Here is a 19,623-nt window from a genome sequence, read left to right as displayed (position 1 = left end):
CTAGTTCAATTCCAGAAGATCCGCTTCTAATTTTCGAATGGCCAGTCGGACAAGACCCAATTTTACGATCATCTTGTCTTGGTCCTGAAATTTTCGGACCACAGTGATCTTAGTCCCGGGAAGAAAGCCCATATCTAAAAGGTTTCTGACCAGCCCCGTTTTTCCGGATTCGTTCTTAATTCCGGTGATTTTTCCGGATTCTCCCTCTTCTAATTCGAAAAGTTTGGATTTCATTTTATGAATTTTTCCCTATCCCGGATCAGATCCAATTCCGGCGCGAAAGATTTGATATATCTGTCAAAGTATAAGATTTGTTTAATAAGAAGTCCGAATTCTTTAGGGATCTTTAATCCGTTCCGATCTGAAATATCTCTGAATTCGAAAAGGATAGTGTTCATCTTCTTCTCATCAAAAGCATCCAGTTCTCCCATTTGGATGTCCAGGACCATTTTGCTCATTTGATCGAATACAGTCTCGAGGTCTTTTGCTAACTTTTTCTCGTCTACGCCTTTAGCAGTTCCATCCATACGGACTAGTCCGCTTGCGATACGATCGGTTCTATTCAATGCAAGGCCTTCTAAAAAGATCATTAGTCCTTCCCAGACCTTGGAGGAGATCCTACCGACAATACCGAAATCTATAAAACCTACCGTTCCATCCCTTAGGACCATTAGATTTCCTGCATGTACATCCGCATGAAAAAAACCCGATTTGGAAAGTGTAGAGAACCAGATCTCAAGAGCATCTGAAAGTGTTTTGGAAGGATCTTTACTGAATTTTCGAAGAGAGACCTCGTCGGTGATGGGAGCGCCGTAAAATTTTTCCATTACCAGAACTTTTTTGGTACTGAGTTCTCTATAAATTTTGGGGACTCTTGCTCTGGTCTCTCCGGAAGAAAGAAGATATCTTTCGAATTCCTCGCAATTGTTCGCTTCTTTTATAAAATCTATTTCTTCTAGGATGGAGGATTGGAACATTCCCACCATTTCGGAAAGTCCTGATTTATTCAGACCGGGCACGAATATTTCGAATAGTTTGGAAGCCAGGAATAGAAGGTTTAAATCGGCTCCTAACGCGCCTTCTATATCAGGTCTTTGCACTTTTACCACCACATCCAAACCGTCTTTGGTCACTGCGGAATGGACTTGTGCGATAGATGCAGATGCCATCGGGGCAGGATCTATACTTTGGAATAATTTTTGGTAATCTCTACCTAGTTCTTTTTTTAATACTTTTTGGATATCAGAGAAAGGAAGAGGTCTTACTGAATCCAAACATTTTTGCATCTCCGTTACGATCTCTTCCGGGAAGAGAGAAGGGGCAGAAGCGATGAACTGGCCTAATTTAATATACGTTGCGCCTAATTCTTCAAACGCTTCTCTCAAGCGAACTGGAATATTACGGGATCCGCTTCCCCCTGTAGCCAAATCCTTTAAAAGTAGGATGGTTTTGGTGGAAAAAACATAACTACTGGTCACTATACGACTAGCGCTGTTTACCCCTTGCAGAAGTTGGTCTAGGAATCCTGGCATTTCAGCTCCAGATTAAGAGAACTTGAAAGGAACACAATCCAAATCGGAGAACAAAGAACCGAATCAGGATAAAGGAACCTGAAGAAAGGTACTTGGGTCTACCCAAGCATGTTCCGCCTAGAAAACCGTATTTTAGTTTACGGGAGCGGCGAGAATTAGAGTATGGCTCTCGAACGAGAATTTCGGTCAGTGGTATGAGCGGCGAATCGGTTTTATTGCAAGAATTAGAAAAACTCGAACTGAACGACCTAAAGAAGACAGCTGCTCTCTGGAACATTCCAAAGCTTCCGTTCAAAGAAAAGAATAAGAACGTTAAGTTCCTTTTCGACAGTTTTCTGGATGAGTTTTACCTCAAAGGTGTATTGGAAAAACTCACTGTACTCCAAGTTAATATCTATACTTCTATCTTAAAAAATAAGAATGTTCTCACTTTGGGAGAGATCTCTCGTAAAGTAAACATTCCACCAATCAACGTGGAGATGGAACTTAACCTTCTCCGTAAATACCAACTCGTATACCAAAGAAAAAACAGAGAAAGACTTACCAATAACCTGGATAAGTACCATGCGTATGACGAGCTGGCAGCACTAGTTTCCTTAGACCAAAACCTGAAAGGGGACAAATACAAGGTCTCCGTCGAAAAACTTCTAGATCGCAAGAAGCTGACCGATATTTCCAACGAATGGAAGAAGGCTGTAAAGGCTCCTGCAAAGATAGACAGCATCCGCAAGTTTATCACTCACGCGACTTCCGACGAGGCGTATGAGTCGGCTATTCTATCTTTATCCGAATTGGAAAGAGATACTGTAGTCAGGATCTATCTAAGCGGCGGTGCTGCCGACGCGGACGATATCAGAAGTTTTATCGTAATGAGCAGAGGCAAATACGAGACAATCATTCCTGCACTCGTTGAAAAAGGAATGATCGCCGACGTTTGTTTCGTTGAGGAGAAATTCGTAAGGATTTTTGCTCTACCGGAAGAACTTTTAAAATATATCCAAAATAATCCGATCCTTCCTTCCGTTAAAAAAGGAACCCGCCAAAGACAGGAAAAACTCGCTACGAACGAGTTGGACTTCTTCTTAAATACCAAAAAACTTCTTTCTTATATCAGCAGAAAAGGTTTGGTACTGGCGAAATCCGGAAAGGTAAAACAGGCGGATCATAAAAGAACAGAACAGGAATTATTAAATCCGGACATCAGTATCTTCCCTGAAAAAAGCCAGATCTATCAGATGGAACTTATACTTCCAATTCTGAAACTTCTGAATCTGGCGGATATTAAGGGTGAGAATATCATTCTGAGAGGGGACCTGGACGGTTTCCTGGCAAAGGATATTTTCGAGATCATGAAGCTAGTCATCCATGAGGTGAACGAAGCTAGAATGAAACGGGTAAATCCTCCCGAGGTTTTCCAACCTACTGAAATGCCTTTTTACGATAAGATGATCTTGGACAAATGTGTGAACTTGATCATCAAGTCCAAACGTATTCATCTTTCCGTTATTTTCTCTAATATTATCAGGGAACATCTGATCTTCAGCCCCGGTTTCCGCACTAAAAACTTCCAGACGGATCTGGCGGATCTTCGTAAAGAGATCATGAGTGCGATCTTCTATCTGCATCTATTCGGATTATTAGAAGTAGAATACCCGAACCGTTTCCTGACTCTTTCCAAACTGGGAGAATATTTCTTCCAAACTGGAGAGCTTGCTGGAGTTACGGAGAAGGGTGGAATTACGATCAACCCTGACTTCTCCGTGATCGCGTTCCCTGAAAAAGTTTCTATTTACGGAATTCATCTTTTAAAAGCGTTCACAGAACTCAAAGACTACGACAGAGTTTATACTTTCGTTCTGACCAAAGAAGCATACCAATTGGGAATTCTTCTGGGATACAAAACGAATGAATTCGTAGACTTCTTAAAAGCTTCCAGCAGAGCGGAACTTGCGCAAAACCTTCTATTCTTATTAGAAGATTGGGGCGGAAACCTTCCTGTGGTGGAAGTCGCAGAAGATTGTGTACTTGTCCGCACCAAAGACCAGAACGTGATGGAACTTCTACTTGGTCAGATCAAAGGTAAAAAGATCGTTCTGGACGAGATCGGACCAACCGCAGTGCTTGTGGACAAAACCCGCGTCCAAGATGTGATCACAGTCGCAGAAAAACTGAACCTGATCATTAACCTTACTAGATAACCTATTTACTAATTTTCTTCGCACGCAGAGGCGCGGAGACGCAGAGTTTTGGATTTTTGTAAGTTGATTTCTTTTCGATTCTTAGATATTTTCTTACGAAAAAACCTTTAAAAACGGATATCCCTAAAACTAATTTCTCTCCGCGGCTCTGCGTGAGAAATCCTTGGGCCTTTCTAACTCTCTGCGGCTTTCAATCGGGGGTGACTTTGATCTTGGTTTTGAATTCCCATTTGCGGAATGGAGCCAGGGCTTGTAGTCTTTCTTCGCTCACGAAAAAAAGACCTTCCCCAAATTTGACCAATCCGCCCTTATAATGGGCGTATTTGGTTTTATGATCGATCAGACCTATTTCCTTTACCTTATTCCAGTCATCACAGGTTTTCAGGGTGGGAACTCTCCTGAGATACAATTCCTTGATTGAACCGTCCCTTACAGAGTCCCTTAAGATCTTTTCCCATTCCATATAAGCGCAAATTAGAATAAATTCTCTAAAATGCAACTAAGTTTCGGAATCTTCTTTTTCTCCCGTAAATCCGAGCGGAGCAGTTTCAAAAATGAAAGTACTCCGCTTGGTTTTTCAGATCCTCTGACAAATGGGCGAGACCCACGGAACCTGAACTCAATTCTTCTGTAGAAGAAGCGTTAGATTGTGTCAGGTCGTTGATACTCGAAATAGTTTTAGAAATTTCTTCGACTGCCAGTTTTTGCTCCTGGATCGCGGTTTGGATGCCTTCCGATCTTTCCTTAACTTCCTGGCCTTTTTTGTTCACTACCTTATTTCGGACCAGCTGCTCTCCCATCACGGAAGATACCTCGTTCATCCGGATATAGATCGTTTCAATTCTCTGGATAATCCCTCCGATCACACTTACCGTGTCCCGGATATTGCTGACCCCGATCCCTATCTCAGTTTCGTTTGCTTGGATGATATTTTCTATCTCCTTCATACTGTCGGAAGTTTTATCTGCGAGTTTGGAAATTTCGTCTGCGACTACTGCAAATCCTTTTCCTGCAGTTCCGGCTCTTGCTGCTTCTATAGCTGCGTTCAACGCGAGAAGGTGGATCTGCTCGGAGATTGTTGTGATGATCTCTATCACGCCTGTGATCTGATCGGAACTTTGGGAAATTTTACGGATACTTTGGTCGGTTAGCTCCAAAGATTTTCCACCTCTTCTCGCTTCATCAGTGATCTCTTTTACATGAGAAAGAGTGTTTTCTAAATTTTCAGAAGTAGCCAGGATAGAAGAAGAAAATTCCAGCATCTCGGAATCCAGAGAGTTGAGAAGGCTGACTTGCTCTTTTGTCCTATAGGAGATTGCATCCATTCCCGCGGAGATCTCTTCGATAGAAGCTGAAATTTCCTCGGAGGCAGCGGCTTGGCTTTGTGCATTATCTGAGATCGTTTTTAAGGTGCCTGACATTTCTTCGGAAGAATTAGCCAAACTATGAGAAGCATCGAAAATTTTATAAAGAACCGCTTTTACCTTACGATTGAATTCGTTGATACTGATTGCCATCTCTCCGATCTCGTCTCTGGAAAGAACTGTGAGTTTATGGGTCAGATCTCCTTCCGACATTTTTTCGATCAGGTTTTGGCTGTCTCTTAAAGGTTTTAAACTTTTGGATAGAATGAAATAAATGATAAATCCGATTACAAACAATCCACTAAATGAAATTGCTAACATATAGAAGATTGTGGAGATCGCTTCCTTGGAAACTTCTTCGTTTACTATAGTTACGAAAGATCTAAATCCGTATTTTTTATTCGTGTGAACAACCATAGATTTATACGCACCGTCCATTACATACTTGATCGGGACTCCATCCGGCGCGTTCACGAATGATTTTGCGAATGGAAGATCTTCCATTTTTTTTAATCTCATACTTTCGCTGATATGATTTAAGAATGTCATCTTGGGAGTGAGAAGTCCGGGATAACCCGTTTTTCCTATCTTAATGGATTGAACTATATTATTGGTCAGATCTCCTATACGAACGGAGAATACCAGAAACGCCTTAGAGCCGTCATTCAATTCAAATTCTCTAATATATAAAATGACTGGAGAACCGTTTTGGGTAGAATTGGAAGGTTCGCTAAAAAAGAATGCCTTCTCCTTATTTGTATTTCGTATTTCTTCCGCTCCCGGAAGTTGGAATGCGGAAGTTAATGGAACTATAGTGCTGCTCGCTAATGTCCCGGTTCCCACGGAATGAGAGAACCAATCTCCTGCTTCTTTCCAAACTGCGATCCCTTCGAATCTTTGGCTGGAACCTAAAAAGCCAGTTAGGAAGTTTTCCGCTTCTTTCCATTTTTTCTGAGAGACTAGAGATCCTAGGGTTTTGTTTCGGATGATAAGTTCGGCTTCTTCTTCCGTGTCCTCGTAAATTCCTTGGGTAAGAAGGTCCAAGGTATGAGCCACATTCAACATTTGGTTTGTATAAGCATTCTTTAAAGATTCATAATTGAGTTTATAAACCACTAGTGAAACACCTATCGCTAAAACAAGAACGATGGAAAAAAAGACCAATGCCAAGGTTTTGGTTAGATTGAGTTTAACCAAGGACTCTAAGGAAATAGAGCCGAATAGATCCGTTCTAGTTAAATTGTCCTTTAGCCAATCCGTGATCAGATAAAAATAAACGGCGCTCCAAAGGCCCCCGAATACGATCAGCCCTAATAGAATAGAATAATCGGTCTTACTGATAGGCAGAAAGATCCCTAGAAAAACTACAAAGATCCCGCCTCCCATCCAGATCCTTACCAGTATGTCTGCTGCGTGTAGAACAGGTAGACGGAAAACCGCTTTTTGAGCACCGATGACCGTTTCTCTAGTTACTGCACCTTCTGCAAATTGTTTGGAATATTTTCGTAACGGTTTTAATTTATAAAAAGAAGAAAGTGAACTGGTAATAAGTCCTAGGACGAAGATCGCTCCCATGACGAACCAAAGAGAGTCCACTCCCGTAAGATCCAAGTCCATAAAATGGATCAGAAAGACGATCGCAAATGGAGTTCCGATCAGATAACCTAAACCTTCCGTTAAGAATAGGAACCTTGCGGAGAATACGGAAATTTCTTTGTTTATGTTTTTCATGCGCGATCCTGGTTGATTTTTTTTTTCGACCTAGTATGATCTAAAAAAGTTTGTTTTAAAAGACCTGAGGAACGAAACCTAAAAATTAGGAAAACAAAATTGATATTTGATTCTTCTGATAAACGGATCGCTGTAGTGGGCGATATACATGGATTCTGGACTTGGGTCGATACGGAATACTTTTCTAAAAGCAATTATGATTCCGTGATATTTACGGGAGATCTTGGGAATAATCGACCGGGGAATACGAACAAGATCGCCCAATTGATCTCTAAAGTCCGGAAACCAAAGTATATCATTTTAGGAAATCATGATACTACTTCTATCCCTCAATTACTAATGGAGATCACAAATGCCTCGCCTAACATGGGCTACTTAAGTCATACGTTCCATCTTCTTAGATACAAAAAGCTTCTTAAGGATCTGGGAGATACTCGTATCTGCCAATATAATCTTTTCGAGGATGGAGACGGACTTTCCATTTTAGGTGCCAGACCTCTTTCTATGGGAGCCAGGTTTAATTTTCCAATATTTATCAAACATGTATTCGGGATCTCTTCTTATGAAGGATCGGAGAAAAAACTGCATGAATTGATCCAGGGCATTGACTTCCAAAAACAGGATCTGATCATTCTTGCTCATAACGGTCCTTCCGGCCTGGGAGACAAAGCTTATGATATTTGGGGCTGCGATTTCAAAAAAGAAGAAGGGGATTTCGGAGACAAGGACCTGGGCAATTTTATACGAAGGACCTCAAACCAAGGCAGACAACCGAAGGTAGTGATCGCAGGGCATATGCACCATTCTTCCAGAAAATTAAGAGTAAAGACTAGGATCTGGAAAAGAAAAGAAGAAGGTACACTGTATCTAAATGCAGCTCGAGTCCCGCGCATCTTCTCCGACAAAGAAGGAAACATTTGGCACCATCATGTGGAACTGACTAGAAAAAATGGGATTTGGGATGCTGAGGCGAAATATTTGAAAAATGGAGTGGAGGAAATTTTTCCCCTCCCTGAATTTATAGAGAGGGAGAAAAATCGGATAGAAATAAAAGACTGAATTATTCCGAGAATGAATCCAGCTTTTGTTTTACTTCCTCGTTTAAAGGCTGCTTTCTGTGGAAGTCGTTCAATAACTTGAGAGCCTCGTCCCTTTTTCCCATATCGGAATAGAGTTCCGAAAGTTCCACCACAGGGCGAGGGTCCATCGGGAATTTTTTGTGAAGATCCACATAAATTTCCTCCGCCTTGTCTCTTGCACCTTTCATCTTCAAAGAAGAAGCTTTTCCAAGAAGTGCGAAATAATCCTCACCTTCCGAAAGAATTCTATTAAAACATTCTAATGCTTTGTCGAATTCTCCCATACCTCTTAAACTATCTGCATATCTGTTGATGATAAGTTTATTGTCCGGATCGAATTCCAAAATTCTTTCCCAAAACTCGTTTGCTTTGCGGAAATCTTTTTTACCACGATAGGATTCCGCCAAACCGTATAGCGCGAAGAAGTTCCTTGGATCCAAATCCGCTGCTCTGCGATAATAACGGATCGCCTCATCGAAGTCTTTGATCTTACGATAGCTGTTTCCGATCTCGGTTAGGATCTTGATATTGTCAGGTTGGATAACCAACAATTTTTCCCACCAGCTGATTGCGTCTTTATACCTTTGGCAGGCGAAGAATAAATGCCCCAAACCTACGATCACATACTGATCCTTAGGATTGATCTGCAGCGCCTGCATATAATATACTTCCGATTCTTTGAAGTTTTTGAGTTTTCTATGAGCGTCCGCAACCCTGCTTAATATGGATGCGTCAGTGATAGTAATATGTCTATATTCTTCCGCTACCTCGATGACCCGATTGAGCAGGTTCATCTCTCTATAGCAGTTCATAAGTCCCATTAGGGAAAACTTATTGGATGAATCTTCTTTGATACATCTGTTATAAAAATCCAGAGCCTGTCTGAATTCCTTTCGTTTAAAATGAAGGTCTCCCATCCCGACTAAACCGTAGGTATTACTCGGTTCTTTAGCCAGAAGTTCCTTCAATTTGGATTCGGCCTTGTCCCATTGTCTGCTATCCAGAAAACGGTAGGCTTCTTTTGCTAAACTTTTGATCTGAGCAAAATGTGAATCTTCTTCTTCCTTTCCTGCTTGGGGTTTTTCAATAGGCTCGTTCATAGGACCGAAGTTCCTTTTTAAATTTAGAAGGAAGATCTGAGAGATTCTTCATTCAATTTTTTATTTAATATTACTTTGACGGATGAGTAAAGGTTTTCCTTGGTACTAAATCCGTAAAGAAAATTTGAAATTAGAAAAAAAGAGAGAAATCCGGGTTTGCAGTGCATAAAATAATACGAAAGTTATAGTCCATTCTTCCTTCTTGACAGGGCCCTTACTTCGCATGGAATGGATTCTAACGAGGGAAAGATGCCGAAAACCGAAGCAAAAATCTCCGGTGCCCGTTTGATGGTCGAACTCCTGGAAGAATACGGAGTGGATATCGTCTTCGGATATCCAGGCGGAGCAATTCTGCCGTTTTACGACGAATTATATAAAAGTACTAAAATTAAACATATCCTAGTCCGCCATGAACAAGGTGCAATCCATATGGCAGAAGGGTATGCTCGTTCTACAGGTAAGCTCGGGGTATGTATTGCAACTTCCGGTCCGGGTGCTACGAACCTTGTGACCGGACTTACGGACGCAAAACTAGACTCGGTTCCGATCTTAGCGATCACCGGTCAGGTGGCAACCAACGCAATCGGAACAGATGCTTTCCAAGAAGCGGATATTTATGGGATCACTATCCCGATCACAAAGTACAATGCACTTATCAAGTCTGCGGATGATATCGCTAGACATTTCCAAGAGGCGACCTTAGTCGCTTTGGGTGGAAGACCTGGTCCGGTTCTTTTGGATTTTCCTAAGGATGTTCAGACAGAGCTTACTTCCGTTCGTAAAGTAGATAAACTTAAAATAGATTCTAGACATTATCAAAAGCCTCCGATCGGAGGAGATCTGGATTCTTTCGCGGCCGCATTGAATAAGGCAAAACGTCCTCTTCTTTATGTGGGAGGAGGAGCGATCAATGCGAATGCTTCCAAGGAGATCAGGGAGATGGCGGAGAAGGGCAACATCCCTGTTACCACAACTCTTATGGGGATAGGAGCATTTCCAGGTACTCACCAACTTTCAGTCGGGATGTTAGGAATGCACGGCACGGCTTATGCTAACAAAGCCGTATTAGAATGTGATTATATTCTAAACCTGGGAGCTAGGTTTGACGACAGAGTCGCTAAGCCCGGTGAATTCGCGGAGAATGCAGTACGTGCTCATATCGATATAGACACTGCGGAATTTAATAAAAGAGTTTCCGTGGATTATCTTCTGCATGGAGATCTAAAAGAAGTACTAAAGGCCCTTATCCCGAAAGTGAATAAGGTGGATCGTCCTGAATGGGTCGGATTTTTGGATACATTAAAGAAAAACCATCCATTAGAATTTGATGATACTACCGATACGATCAAACCTCAGGGGTTTTTGCAGAAATTATACGAAAAAAGTAAGGGAAAGGCGATTGTTTCCACGGATGTGGGACAACACCAAATGTGGGCCGCTCAATACTATCTTTTCGAAGAAGCAAATCGTTGGTTGACTTCAGGAGGACTAGGCACCATGGGGTACGGTCTTCCTGCAGCCATTGGAGCTAAATTCGGAAATCCTAATAAAACAGTGATTTGTGTTTCCGGAGACGGTTCCATCCAGATGAATATCCAGGAATTGGCAACCATCGCGATGTACAAGAAAGGGGTCAAGATCCTGATCTTTAATAATAATTTCTTAGGAATGGTCCGCCAGTGGCAGGAACTATTCTATGAGGAAAGATTCTCAGAGTCCGAATGGAATTATAATCCTGATTTCGTAAAATTGGGCGAGGCATATTCCATAAAGGGATTAAGAATTTCTAATAAATCCGAAATCGACAAGGCTCTGGAATTTTTCTTAGAAGATGACGACGCAAGGATCCTAGAAGTGATGATCCCTGCCGAAGAAAAAGTATTCCCTATGATCCCTGCGGGCAAATCCCAAAAGGACATGATCGAATTTTCCGACACAGTTCGGGCCGGTAAAAAATGAAACATATACTGAAAATTTTGGTAAACAATCATCCGGGTGTGATGAGCCATGTGTCCGGTCTATTTACCAGAAGAAGTTATAATATAGATTCCATCGCTGTTGGTATGACCCAAGATCCTGAGATCTCTAATATGGTGATCGTAGTGAAAGGGGACGATTCAGTAGTAGAGCAGGTAAAACGCCAACTTCTGAAATTACCTGATGTGATCGAAGTGGAGGATCTTGCTTATCATGATTGTATCAGCAGAGAGCTTGTACTTGTTGTGGTAAAGGTAGAAGATTCAAATCGTACAGAGATCATTTCTATCTGTGAAGTTTTCCAGGCAAAGATCGCGGATCTGACCAAAACTACAATGACCATAGAGTTTTCCGGAAATACCAGACAGGTGGAACATTTTATGGAAATGATGCAGAAGTACGGGATCCAAGAAATCGCTCGTACCGGTCAGATCGCTTTAAAATACAGATCTACCTGATTCCATATAAAAAAGTGAATTTTACGGATAAATCCATTTGTTACAAAATTATTACAATTTGATTACAGATGAAGTTGATCTTAGAAATTAATTTCCAAAGAAAAACTAACGAATATTCGAAATAAAACGATCCGATCTTCAGATCGTTTTTCTTTTTTACAATTTCGTATCGGAAAGAATTTTTTTTGTTCCATATTTGAGGTTTCCCTATTCTAATTCCCTCCTATGAGCATTAGGGCCCGAATTTCATTATATCTCTCCTTAGTTCTATTTTTAGGTTTTGCAGTGCTTACCGCGATCAATTCGGTGATCTCTTATCGCAGTTTGCATACTGAAATCGAGTCAGGATCCGCATTAAGCGCAGAAAGATACACTTTCGAAGTGAAAGATTATCTGGATAACGCGATGGGGATGACCAGAGGTTTCAGGATGCTTCTTATCTTCTCCAACCCTAAAAGAGAAGAAGTAATCAATACGATGTTGGAGATCCTACATCGAAATCCGAAATGGTTCGGAATGTGGGCGGTATACGAGCCGAATGCGTTCGATGGTCTGGATGCTCAATTCAAAAATAAGAAGGGCCATGATTCTAGCGGAAGATTCATAAGTTATGTTCACTCCGTAAAATCGGTTACGGATGCAGTGATAGAACCTTCCGTCAATTATGATGCTATAGATGGGACTGGTGACTTTTATCAGATCCCTAAAAAGACAATGGAACCTTACGTAACGGATCCATACACTTATACGGCCGGTGGAAAACAAGTACAGATGATCTCTCTTTGTGTTCCTGTAAGTAATGCGGGAAAGTTTTGGGGAGTGCTCGGAATGGATATCACTACCGCTCAATTGCAAGAGGCAATGGGAAGTATAAAACCATTTCGTAATTTAGGATATTTAGCTCTCATCTCTCCTAAAGGAATTTACGCTGCGAACGGCGGTGATCCTAGTTTAGTGGGGAAGGTTATTCCTAACGCGGAAGAATTAAAATTAGTTCAAACCAAATCGGAAGAGCATGAACGTTTTACTTATGAATCGGATGATTATACTCATCATTTTTTCCCATTCAAGATCGGTAAAGGGCAGAAACAATGGGTGATGCAGATCAGCATCCCTAATTCCATTTTTGTAAAAGAACTATTCAGTGTACTTTTGCAGAATGCAGTTTCTTCCTTACTCATAGTGAGTTTGATCGTTGTAGTTCTTCATTTTATATTCCAAAAATTGATCTCCGCAGGGCTATTAAAGGCGATCGGATTCTCGGAAGAGATCGCAAGAGGGAATTTACTCGCTTCTTCCGATTATAACCGTAACGACGAGATCGGCGCTTTATTGTCCGCTATGAATACGATGAGAGAACATCTATTCGGTGTGGTAAAAGAGATCGGTTCTTCCACAAACAAGTTAGCCGGAACAGCAGAGAAGATGGCGGTTTCTTCTCGTAACTTCTCGGACGTGGCACAAACACAGGCGTCTGCGGCGGAAGAATGTTCTGCAGCGGTAGAAGAATTGGCTGCTTCTGCCCAAAATGTGGGTAAGTCCATGCAAAGAGCAGTCTCCAGTATGAGAGAGATTGACGGGAACGTAATTTTATTAAAAGAGCAGATCGCAAGTATCAATGCGGAGATGCAAAGTCTGGTAAGTCTGGCTGCTTCTTCCAAAGACGAAGCTGTTACCGGGGAATCTGCGATGAGCACTTCTAACAGCGCTATGGGGGCGATCGGGGACAGCGCCTCTAGGATCAATGAGATACTTTCCCTTATCACCGAGATCTCCGAAAAAACGAACCTTCTTGCATTAAACGCAGCGATAGAAGCTGCGAGAGCCGGAGAAGCAGGAAAAGGATTCGCAGTGGTCGCAGAAGAGATAGGTAAACTTGCCTCCCAAACTTCCAGTTCCGTGCAAGAGATAGGCGGGCTCGTAAATTCCACCAACACTACGGTATTGGATGGAAATAAAAAAATGGGAGAAGCGTCTCAGATACTACAAAGGATTAAGGAGAGGGTGGACGAATTCGATAAGTCTGCAAAGGCGGTTTTGAGTTCCGTGAAAACCCAGGAATCCAATACGAGAGAGATCGCAGAAAGTGCAAATTCTCTCATGACCTTCAGCTTACAGATCGAAGAGGCTGTAACCGAGCAAAGGAGAGCAACGGAGGAGATCACTAAAACCATCGTAAATATCTCGGAAGGTACCCAAGAGATTGCGACAGGAGCGGACGATCTTACTACATTCTCCGGAGATATGCATGGTCAGTCTGAGCAATTGTCCAATCTGATCGGAAAATTCAAAGTAAGCTAGAAAGAAAAAGCGTTCCAAAATTTCTTTCCAATTTAAGAATGGAGCCCTTATGAGTATTCGGCTCCGAATTTCTTTATATATTTCCATCGTTCTATTCACCGCATTCGCTCTGCTTGCGGCGTATAATTCCTATTCTTCTTATCAGAACCTAAGAGAGGAAGTGGAACAAAGTTCCGATGTCACTGCGGAAAGATGGACCTATGAAATTATGGAAGAGTTGAATACTCTTATGGGTTTGATCCGAGGTCTTCGTTTTCCTTTGATCTATGCTTCTCCTCAGAGAGAGCAGGTGATCCAGACCTTGCAGGAAATTATGAAACGTAACCAAGACTATTTCGGCATGTGGCTTTGTTACGAACCGAACGCGTATGACGGAAAAGATACTTTGTACAAGAACAGGCCCGGCCATGACGGATCCGGTCGTTTTATTCCGTATTTAAACCGTGCCCGTGCCAAAGACATGGTGGATCTGGAAGCTTTAAGAGATTATAATAATACGGACGACACCGGAGATTTTTACCAGATCACTAAGAAGACGGATAAACCAACCGTGGTTGGTCCTTATTATTATACCGTAAGCGGTAAAAATATCCTGATGATCTCTCTTGTAGTCCCGATCAGTGTGGAAGGTCATTTTTACGGCGCCGCAGGTATGGATATAGATCTGAAAAATCTGCAGGAGAGGATCGGGAATAAAAGACCTTTCCGTGGTAAAGGCCATATCGCTCTTATTTCTCCGGCAGGTCTATACGCGATCAACGGGGAAAATAAGGACTTACTCGGTAAAAAGATCCCGGACGAGAATGAACTGAAACAATATCTAGAAAATGTAAAGGAAGGAAAAAGATTCGTATACGAGTCTGGCGGGGATACTTCTTATTATTTTCCGTTCCATATCGGAAAGGACCCCAAGTTCTGGACCCTGATGGTAAGCATTCCGAATTCGGTATATTATGAAAATATAGGAGAGATCATTTTAAAAGCCGTTCTTTCCTCCTTTTTGATCTTGATCGTAGTGCTACTTTCTTTAAATTTAATATTTGATCGTTTGGTGAGTTCAGGTCTCTTGAAAGCGATCGGTTTTTCCGATGAGATCGCAAAAGGGAATCTAACGGTTCGAAATGATTATCCTGTAAAAGACGAGATAGGCACATTATTCTTATCCATGGACCAAATGAGGGAGAATCTGCTAAACGTGGTCAAAGAGATGAGATCCTCTTCCGAAAAATTGAGTTCTAAATCGGAAGAGATGGCAGTTTCTTCCAGAAATTTTGCGGATATCGCTCAGACACAAGCTTCCGCCGCAGAAGAATCTTCCGCAGCAGTAGAAGAACTTGCCGCTTCCGCGCAAAACGTGGGTAAGTCCATGGAAAAAGCCGTGGAGAATACCAAAGAAATAGACGGTAATTCCATGCGCTTGAAGGAACAGATCGTAAGTATCAACCAAGAGATGCAGGGTCTGGTCAATCTTGCGGTAGAATCCAAAAGACAGGCAGTGACTGGAGAGAACGCAATGTTCGCTTCCACAAATGCGATGGGTGAGATCGGAGAAAGCGCCTCTAGAATTACGGAAATCTTATCTATTATCACCGAGATCTCAGAAAAAACGAACCTTCTCGCATTGAACGCAGCGATAGAAGCGGCCAGAGCGGGAGAAGCAGGAAAAGGATTTGCGGTAGTTGCAGAAGAGATAGGAAAACTTGCCTCACAAACTTCCAGTTCCGTGCAAGAGATAGGGGAACTAGTGGAATCCACGAATGATGCGGTCATGAACGGGAACTCCAAAGTAGAAGAGGCTTCTCAAATATTGAAAAAATTGAAACAAAGCGTGAACGAGTTCGAGATCTCCGCGAATAAGGTTTTAGTCTCCGTAAAAGAACAGGAAACGAATACCGGTAAGATCCAAAGCAGTTCCAATACTTTAACTTCTTTTAGTATGCAGATAGAAGAAGCGGTCATCGAGCAGAAAAACGCCACGAATGAGATCACTAAAACGATTATCAGCATTTCGGAAGGGACTCAGGAGATTGCAGGCGGGGCGGATGATCTCACTACATTCTCCGGTGAGACCCAGATGCTTGCGGAACAACTTTCTAAATTGATAGAAAAGTTTAAAGTGAACTAGGTTTCTTGGTTCGCCAGATCTAAAATTTCGGAATCTAAGAATAGAACTGATCTTTGGTTCCATTGAAAAATGGTCCCGTCCAGGCTGCATTTTCCTTCCGAGGCCTTTTGTTTTAATTTGGAGAGAATGTTTTCTTTTTTCTCCGGAAAATAATTTAAAAAGTCTTTTAAGTCGACAGGAAGAAATATCCTGAAAAGGGATATTAAAATTTCTTCAAATGGATCTGAAGTCTCGTAAGAATAAGCATCCTTTCCTGTTCCGTTAATGTATGCGGAAGTATTTCTGGGATTGGAATATCTGCCTGAAGGCAAAAATCCATGGGCCCCAGGTCCAATCCCCAAATAATGTTCATAGGTCCAATACTTCATATTATGGCGGGAATATAATCCGGGTTTCGAATAATTGGAAACCTCGTATTGAACGAATCCTTTAGATCTCAAAAAATCAGGCAGGTCTTGTAGGATTTTTTCCTGCACTTCCTCCGAAGGCGGGGCAACGGTTCCCGCGGAAACTTTTCTGCTATATTCTGTTCCTTTCTCCACAGTGAGTGCATAAATGCTGATATGTGAAACTCCGGATGCCAAAACGGAATTTGCGTCTTCGTAAAATTCTTTTTCAGTCTGTCCTGGAACTCCGAACATTAGATCCGCACCATAATTCTTTATTTTAGAAGTTTGTAATGCTTCTAGGGTCCTGGTGTAAGTGTCCGGATCGAAATATCTGTCTAAAAACTTCAGGTTTTTGGGAAGAAATGACTGGATCCCCACATGAACTCTATTAATTCCCGCATCGTACAATCCCTGCAGATATTCCGGAGTCACATCTTCAGGATTACATTCCAATGTGATCTCTGAATCAGGAGAAAGATCCAAATTATCTTTTAGGAATTTTATAAAATCCGCATATCGAGTGTAAGACGCCTTGGAGGGAGTTCCTCCGCCGAAAAATAGACTATCAAAAATTCGGTTTTGGTAGTTCGGGAAATTTTTAAGCCTAAGTAATACTTCTTCTTTGTATTTGGAAAATAAGTTTTCTTCTAGGGGAGAAGGTTCTAATCCTATTCCTTCCGAATAAAAATCACAATAACTGCATTTATGAACGCAGAATGGATAATGTACGTAGATTCCCGGTCTGTTTGTTTTTTGCAGGACCGGGAGTCTTGTTTCCAAATTATTTTGTATTCTTACTTACCGAGTCTTCTTCCGTTTCTACGGATGCGGAAGATTTTTTAGGATTCGGTTTTAAGATCAGATCTACAAGTGGGATCTCGTTCTTTCTGTCCAATACGGAATACAATAATGCTTTTTTGGATTCAGGAGTAGGGGAGAAAGAGAATAATATTTTTAGGTTGGGCGCATCCGGTAGATCCAAGAATGGAGTTCCGTAATGCAGACAAACGATTTCCGCTTCCGGGAATTTTTGAGCAAGAGAAGCGGCCAGATCCAATTCGGTTTGGGTGAATGAATTTAGTATTGCACGTTTTACTTCTTTCTTTTCTAATTTTTTACGTAGATTAGCCAGGTCCGAGTTTACGATGCTGCGAGATCTTAGATCGGATACAAACTCTTCTCCCTTTAAATAAAAGACTGTGCTTTCAATGGAGGCGTTTTCCGGAAGAAATGTTTTAGGAAAGGAAACAATCGCCTTTCTGCTTACATCTCTATTCAAAGTATCTTGGTAATATTGAGAGAATAAATTCTCACGATTCTTATCTTGTTCTTCAAAATGATTTTTTAATACTTCAGGTAGTTCTTTCGGGAAAATGGAGTTTGCTCTTCCGTTTTTAGCAAGTTCGCCAAACTCCGAAATGATCCCGTATTTTAGTTTATAATAAGTTTGTCTTTTGACCGCTTCTTTTAAAAGATCTTTACCTTCTCGGACCAAACTTCCTTTTTTGTAAGCCTTTAAGATCTGGTCTCTCATCGCTTGTGTGGTCGGGCCCCAGCTAGTCATTAAAATAATATCCGCTCCTGCAACCAAAGCAAGCACACCGGGATCTTCTTTTTGGTAATGTTCGTCTATCGCGTCCATTTCCATTGCATCAGTGATGATGAGTCCGTTATACTGGAATTCTTTTCGAAGTAGATCTCCTAAAATTTTAGAAGAGAGAGTTGCAGGGAAATTCGGATCAATTTTTGGATACACGATATGCGCGCTCATGATCGCGTCTGCACCGTTTTGGATTGCAGTTTGGAACGGAATAAGTTCGAAACTTTTCAACTCTTCCAATGTTTTTTCTATTTTAGGAAGTCCTAAATGACTGTCCACATTGGTGTCCCCATGTCCCGGGAAATGTTTGATCACAGGAATAGAACCGCCAAGTCTTGCTCCTTCTTCGTAAGAAACTCCTGCGTTCAATACGGTTTCTAAATTACTTCCTAGTGATCTTGTATTAATGACAGGGTTGAATGGATTATTGTTTATATCCATATCAGGCGCGAATAAAAAATTCAGACCGAGCTTTCTCAATTGGTAAGAAGTAACAAAGCCTACTTTTTTAGCCATGTCCTTGTCTTTGGTTTGGCCGAGTGCCATTGCTCCAGGGAATTGGGTTACTCCGTCTTTGACTCGGATCACTCTTCCGCCTTCTTGGTCTACCGAGATAAGTAATGGTAATCCAGTATTTTCTAATGCACTTGTCTGCAAGTCTTTGTTCAGAGATTTGATTTCCGATCGGGAGCCTAAATTCCTTCCGAATAAGATCACTCCACCGGGTTTGATGTTCTCGATTTCTTTTTTAGCGATCGGATCTAAAACGGTTCCAGGGATCGCAACATGGATGACCTGACCTACTAATTCTTCCGGGCTTAGTTTGGAAGTGATCTCCTCGGCTTGACGGAGCATTCCTTCTTGGATTTCCTGGGCTTGGAGTTCACTTCTGTATTGGCCCAACCAAAAGTATAAAAAGAGTAAGAAAGCGGAAGAAACGACTGCGATTAAAAACCGTTTGAACATACTTACTAGATCCCAATCGGTTGTGTATTCGTAAAGCAGAACTTAAGCCCTAGTTTTTGGGATCTAGGTCGGATAAGAAGGGTCGGATCAGAGATAGGAGAAATAATGAGCCGTTTATCGTATTATGGATTTTTTAGTATTTTAGTACTCTTTTCTTTTGTTGCTTCTTGCAATAAAGAAGGATCGGAACAAGAACACCAGGTCTCTCCTAAAATGGAAACAAAAACAAACGGCAAAAAGATCTTATTTTTCGGAGACAGTTTGACTGCCGGGTACGGCTTGAACGGCCCGGAAGAATCATTTGCCTATTTAGCTTATTTGGAACTCCAAAAAAAATATCCGGATCTTCAATATGTAAATGCGGGTGTGAGCGGGGACACCACCTCCGGCGGGCTTGCAAGACTAGACTGGGTTTTGAATACAAAATACGATATATTCGTTTTGGAACTCGGAGCAAACGATTCTTTGAGAGGGCTTCCTACAAAGATGACGGAGGAAAATCTTACCAGGATCATCCGAGAGGCCAGGGCCAAATATCCTTCTATTAAAATTCTATTAATTGGGATGAGAACACTTCCGAATATGGGACCTCAGTATGCAAAGGAATTTGCCGCACTATTTCCTCGAGTTGCTAAGAAAGAAAAGACTGAGTTTATGCCATTCTTACTGGAAGGGGTTGCAGGAGACAGAAGGTTAAACCAAGACGATGGGATCCATCCCACAGCGGAAGGTCATAAGATACTCTCCAAACATCTGATCCCTTATTTGGACAAACTTTTAAAATAGTTCGAGCCTCCAATTAT

14 protein-coding genes are annotated in these 19,623 nt (G+C 41.6%); 7 read left to right on the top strand and 7 right to left on the bottom strand.

The window, feature by feature from the left end; genetic code table 11:
* Together EHR06_RS06745 and EHR06_RS06740 are read right to left on the bottom strand one after the other, a co-directional pair.
* A complete protein-coding gene (locus EHR06_RS06745; RefSeq protein WP_008592751.1) occupies positions 1–234 on the bottom strand; it encodes a FeoA family protein in 234 nt (77 codons plus the stop codon).
* Complete coding sequence (locus EHR06_RS06740; protein WP_135756296.1) at positions 231–1,532, bottom strand: ABC1 kinase family protein; 1,302 nt, start codon at positions 1,530–1,532, stop codon at positions 231–233. Before EHR06_RS06740 ends, EHR06_RS06745 begins: the two co-directional genes overlap by 4 nt.
* A 194-nt stretch (positions 1,533–1,726) precedes the next feature.
* Between EHR06_RS06740 and EHR06_RS06735 the strand changes: the two genes are divergently transcribed.
* Positions 1,727–3,730 (top strand): helicase, encoded by a 2,004-nt coding sequence (locus tag EHR06_RS06735; RefSeq protein ID WP_135756295.1) that lies wholly within the window; start codon positions 1,727–1,729, stop codon positions 3,728–3,730.
* Positions 3,731–3,920: 190 nt separating this feature from the next.
* Here EHR06_RS06735 and EHR06_RS06730 read toward each other — a convergent pair whose 3' ends face one another.
* Positions 3,921–4,193 carry a hypothetical protein gene (locus EHR06_RS06730; protein ID WP_010515454.1) on the bottom strand — a complete coding sequence of 91 codons (273 nt, stop codon included), beginning with the start codon at positions 4,191–4,193 and terminating at the stop codon, positions 3,921–3,923.
* A gap of 85 nt (positions 4,194–4,278) precedes the next feature.
* Positions 4,279–6,825: a methyl-accepting chemotaxis protein gene (locus tag EHR06_RS06725; RefSeq protein WP_135756294.1), complete on the bottom strand. Its 2,547-nt coding sequence runs from the start codon at positions 6,823–6,825 to the stop codon at positions 4,279–4,281.
* A gap of 99 nt (positions 6,826–6,924) precedes the next feature.
* On the opposite strand from EHR06_RS06725, the gene EHR06_RS06720 reads away from it, so the two are divergent.
* The gene (locus EHR06_RS06720) at positions 6,925–7,884 is read left to right on the top strand and encodes a metallophosphoesterase (protein WP_135756293.1); all 960 of its coding nucleotides are present in this window, start codon (positions 6,925–6,927) and stop codon (positions 7,882–7,884) included.
* Between the two features lies 1 nt (position 7,885).
* Here the strand turns inward: EHR06_RS06720 and EHR06_RS06715 are convergent, their stop codons facing one another.
* Positions 7,886–9,004 carry a tetratricopeptide repeat protein gene (locus tag EHR06_RS06715; RefSeq protein WP_135626183.1) on the bottom strand — a complete coding sequence of 373 codons (1,119 nt, stop codon included), beginning with the start codon at positions 9,002–9,004 and terminating at the stop codon, positions 7,886–7,888.
* A gap of 249 nt (positions 9,005–9,253) precedes the next feature.
* Here EHR06_RS06715 and ilvB point away from each other — a divergent pair, with 249 nt between their 5' ends.
* The 4 genes from ilvB (at position 9,254) to EHR06_RS06695 (ending at position 15,865) form a co-directional block, all read left to right on the top strand.
* The gene (ilvB, locus tag EHR06_RS06710; RefSeq protein WP_208757753.1) at positions 9,254–10,963 is read left to right on the top strand and encodes a biosynthetic-type acetolactate synthase large subunit; all 1,710 of its coding nucleotides are present in this window, start codon (positions 9,254–9,256) and stop codon (positions 10,961–10,963) included.
* On the top strand, positions 10,960–11,439 hold the full coding sequence (gene ilvN / locus EHR06_RS06705; RefSeq protein WP_135756291.1) for an acetolactate synthase small subunit: 480 nt from the start codon (positions 10,960–10,962) through the stop codon (positions 11,437–11,439). Before ilvB ends, ilvN begins: the two co-directional genes overlap by 4 nt.
* Before the next feature lie 225 nt (positions 11,440–11,664).
* Positions 11,665–13,740, top strand: a complete 2,076-nt coding sequence (locus EHR06_RS06700) for a methyl-accepting chemotaxis protein (protein WP_135756290.1) — start codon at positions 11,665–11,667, stop codon at positions 13,738–13,740.
* Between the two features lie 49 nt (positions 13,741–13,789).
* The gene (locus tag EHR06_RS06695; RefSeq protein ID WP_135756289.1) at positions 13,790–15,865 is read left to right on the top strand and encodes a methyl-accepting chemotaxis protein; all 2,076 of its coding nucleotides are present in this window, start codon (positions 13,790–13,792) and stop codon (positions 15,863–15,865) included.
* On the opposite strand, the gene hemW is transcribed toward EHR06_RS06695, so the two are convergent.
* Positions 15,862–17,034 (bottom strand): radical SAM family heme chaperone HemW, encoded by a 1,173-nt coding sequence (gene hemW / locus EHR06_RS06690; protein WP_135756288.1) that lies wholly within the window; start codon positions 17,032–17,034, stop codon positions 15,862–15,864. The genes EHR06_RS06695 and hemW overlap by 4 nt on opposite strands.
* Before the next feature lies 1 nt (position 17,035).
* Positions 17,036–18,820, bottom strand: a complete 1,785-nt coding sequence (locus EHR06_RS06685) for a glycoside hydrolase family 3 N-terminal domain-containing protein (RefSeq protein ID WP_135756287.1) — start codon at positions 18,818–18,820, stop codon at positions 17,036–17,038.
* A 105-nt stretch (positions 18,821–18,925) separates the two neighbouring features.
* Between EHR06_RS06685 and EHR06_RS06680 the strand changes: the two genes are divergently transcribed.
* A complete protein-coding gene (locus EHR06_RS06680) occupies positions 18,926–19,606 on the top strand; it encodes an arylesterase (RefSeq protein WP_135756286.1) in 681 nt (226 codons plus the stop codon).
* Positions 19,607–19,623 lie beyond the last annotated feature (17 nt).

The organism is Leptospira dzoumogneensis, assembly GCF_004770895.1.
GTDB classification, from domain to species: domain Bacteria; phylum Spirochaetota; class Leptospiria; order Leptospirales; family Leptospiraceae; genus Leptospira_B; species Leptospira_B dzoumogneensis.
The sequence above is the reverse complement of the archived record's forward strand: the minus strand, read 5'-3'. Positions and strand labels throughout refer to the sequence as shown.

Bases quoted from the DNA above. Each gene is read 5' to 3' on its own strand.
- EHR06_RS06745 (WP_008592751.1), bottom strand. From the start codon at position 234: ATGAAATCCAAACTTTTCGAATTAGAAGAGGGAGAATCCGGAAAAATC.
- EHR06_RS06740 (WP_135756296.1), bottom strand. From the start codon at position 1,532: ATGCCAGGATTCCTAGACCAACTTCTGCAAGGGGTAAACAGCGCTAGT.
- EHR06_RS06735 (WP_135756295.1), top strand. From the start codon at position 1,727: ATGAGCGGCGAATCGGTTTTATTGCAAGAATTAGAAAAACTCGAACTG.
- EHR06_RS06730 (WP_010515454.1), bottom strand. From the start codon at position 4,193: ATGGAATGGGAAAAGATCTTAAGGGACTCTGTAAGGGACGGTTCAATC.
- EHR06_RS06725 (WP_135756294.1), bottom strand. From the start codon at position 6,825: ATGAAAAACATAAACAAAGAAATTTCCGTATTCTCCGCAAGGTTCCTA.
- EHR06_RS06715 (WP_135626183.1), bottom strand. From the start codon at position 9,004: ATGAACGAGCCTATTGAAAAACCCCAAGCAGGAAAGGAAGAAGAAGAT.
- ilvB (WP_208757753.1), top strand. From the start codon at position 9,254: ATGCCGAAAACCGAAGCAAAAATCTCCGGTGCCCGTTTGATGGTCGAA.
- ilvN (WP_135756291.1), top strand. From the start codon at position 10,960: ATGAAACATATACTGAAAATTTTGGTAAACAATCATCCGGGTGTGATG.
- EHR06_RS06700 (WP_135756290.1), top strand. From the start codon at position 11,665: ATGAGCATTAGGGCCCGAATTTCATTATATCTCTCCTTAGTTCTATTT.
- EHR06_RS06695 (WP_135756289.1), top strand. From the start codon at position 13,790: ATGAGTATTCGGCTCCGAATTTCTTTATATATTTCCATCGTTCTATTC.
- EHR06_RS06685 (WP_135756287.1), bottom strand. From the start codon at position 18,820: ATGTTCAAACGGTTTTTAATCGCAGTCGTTTCTTCCGCTTTCTTACTC.
- EHR06_RS06680 (WP_135756286.1), top strand. From the start codon at position 18,926: ATGAGCCGTTTATCGTATTATGGATTTTTTAGTATTTTAGTACTCTTT.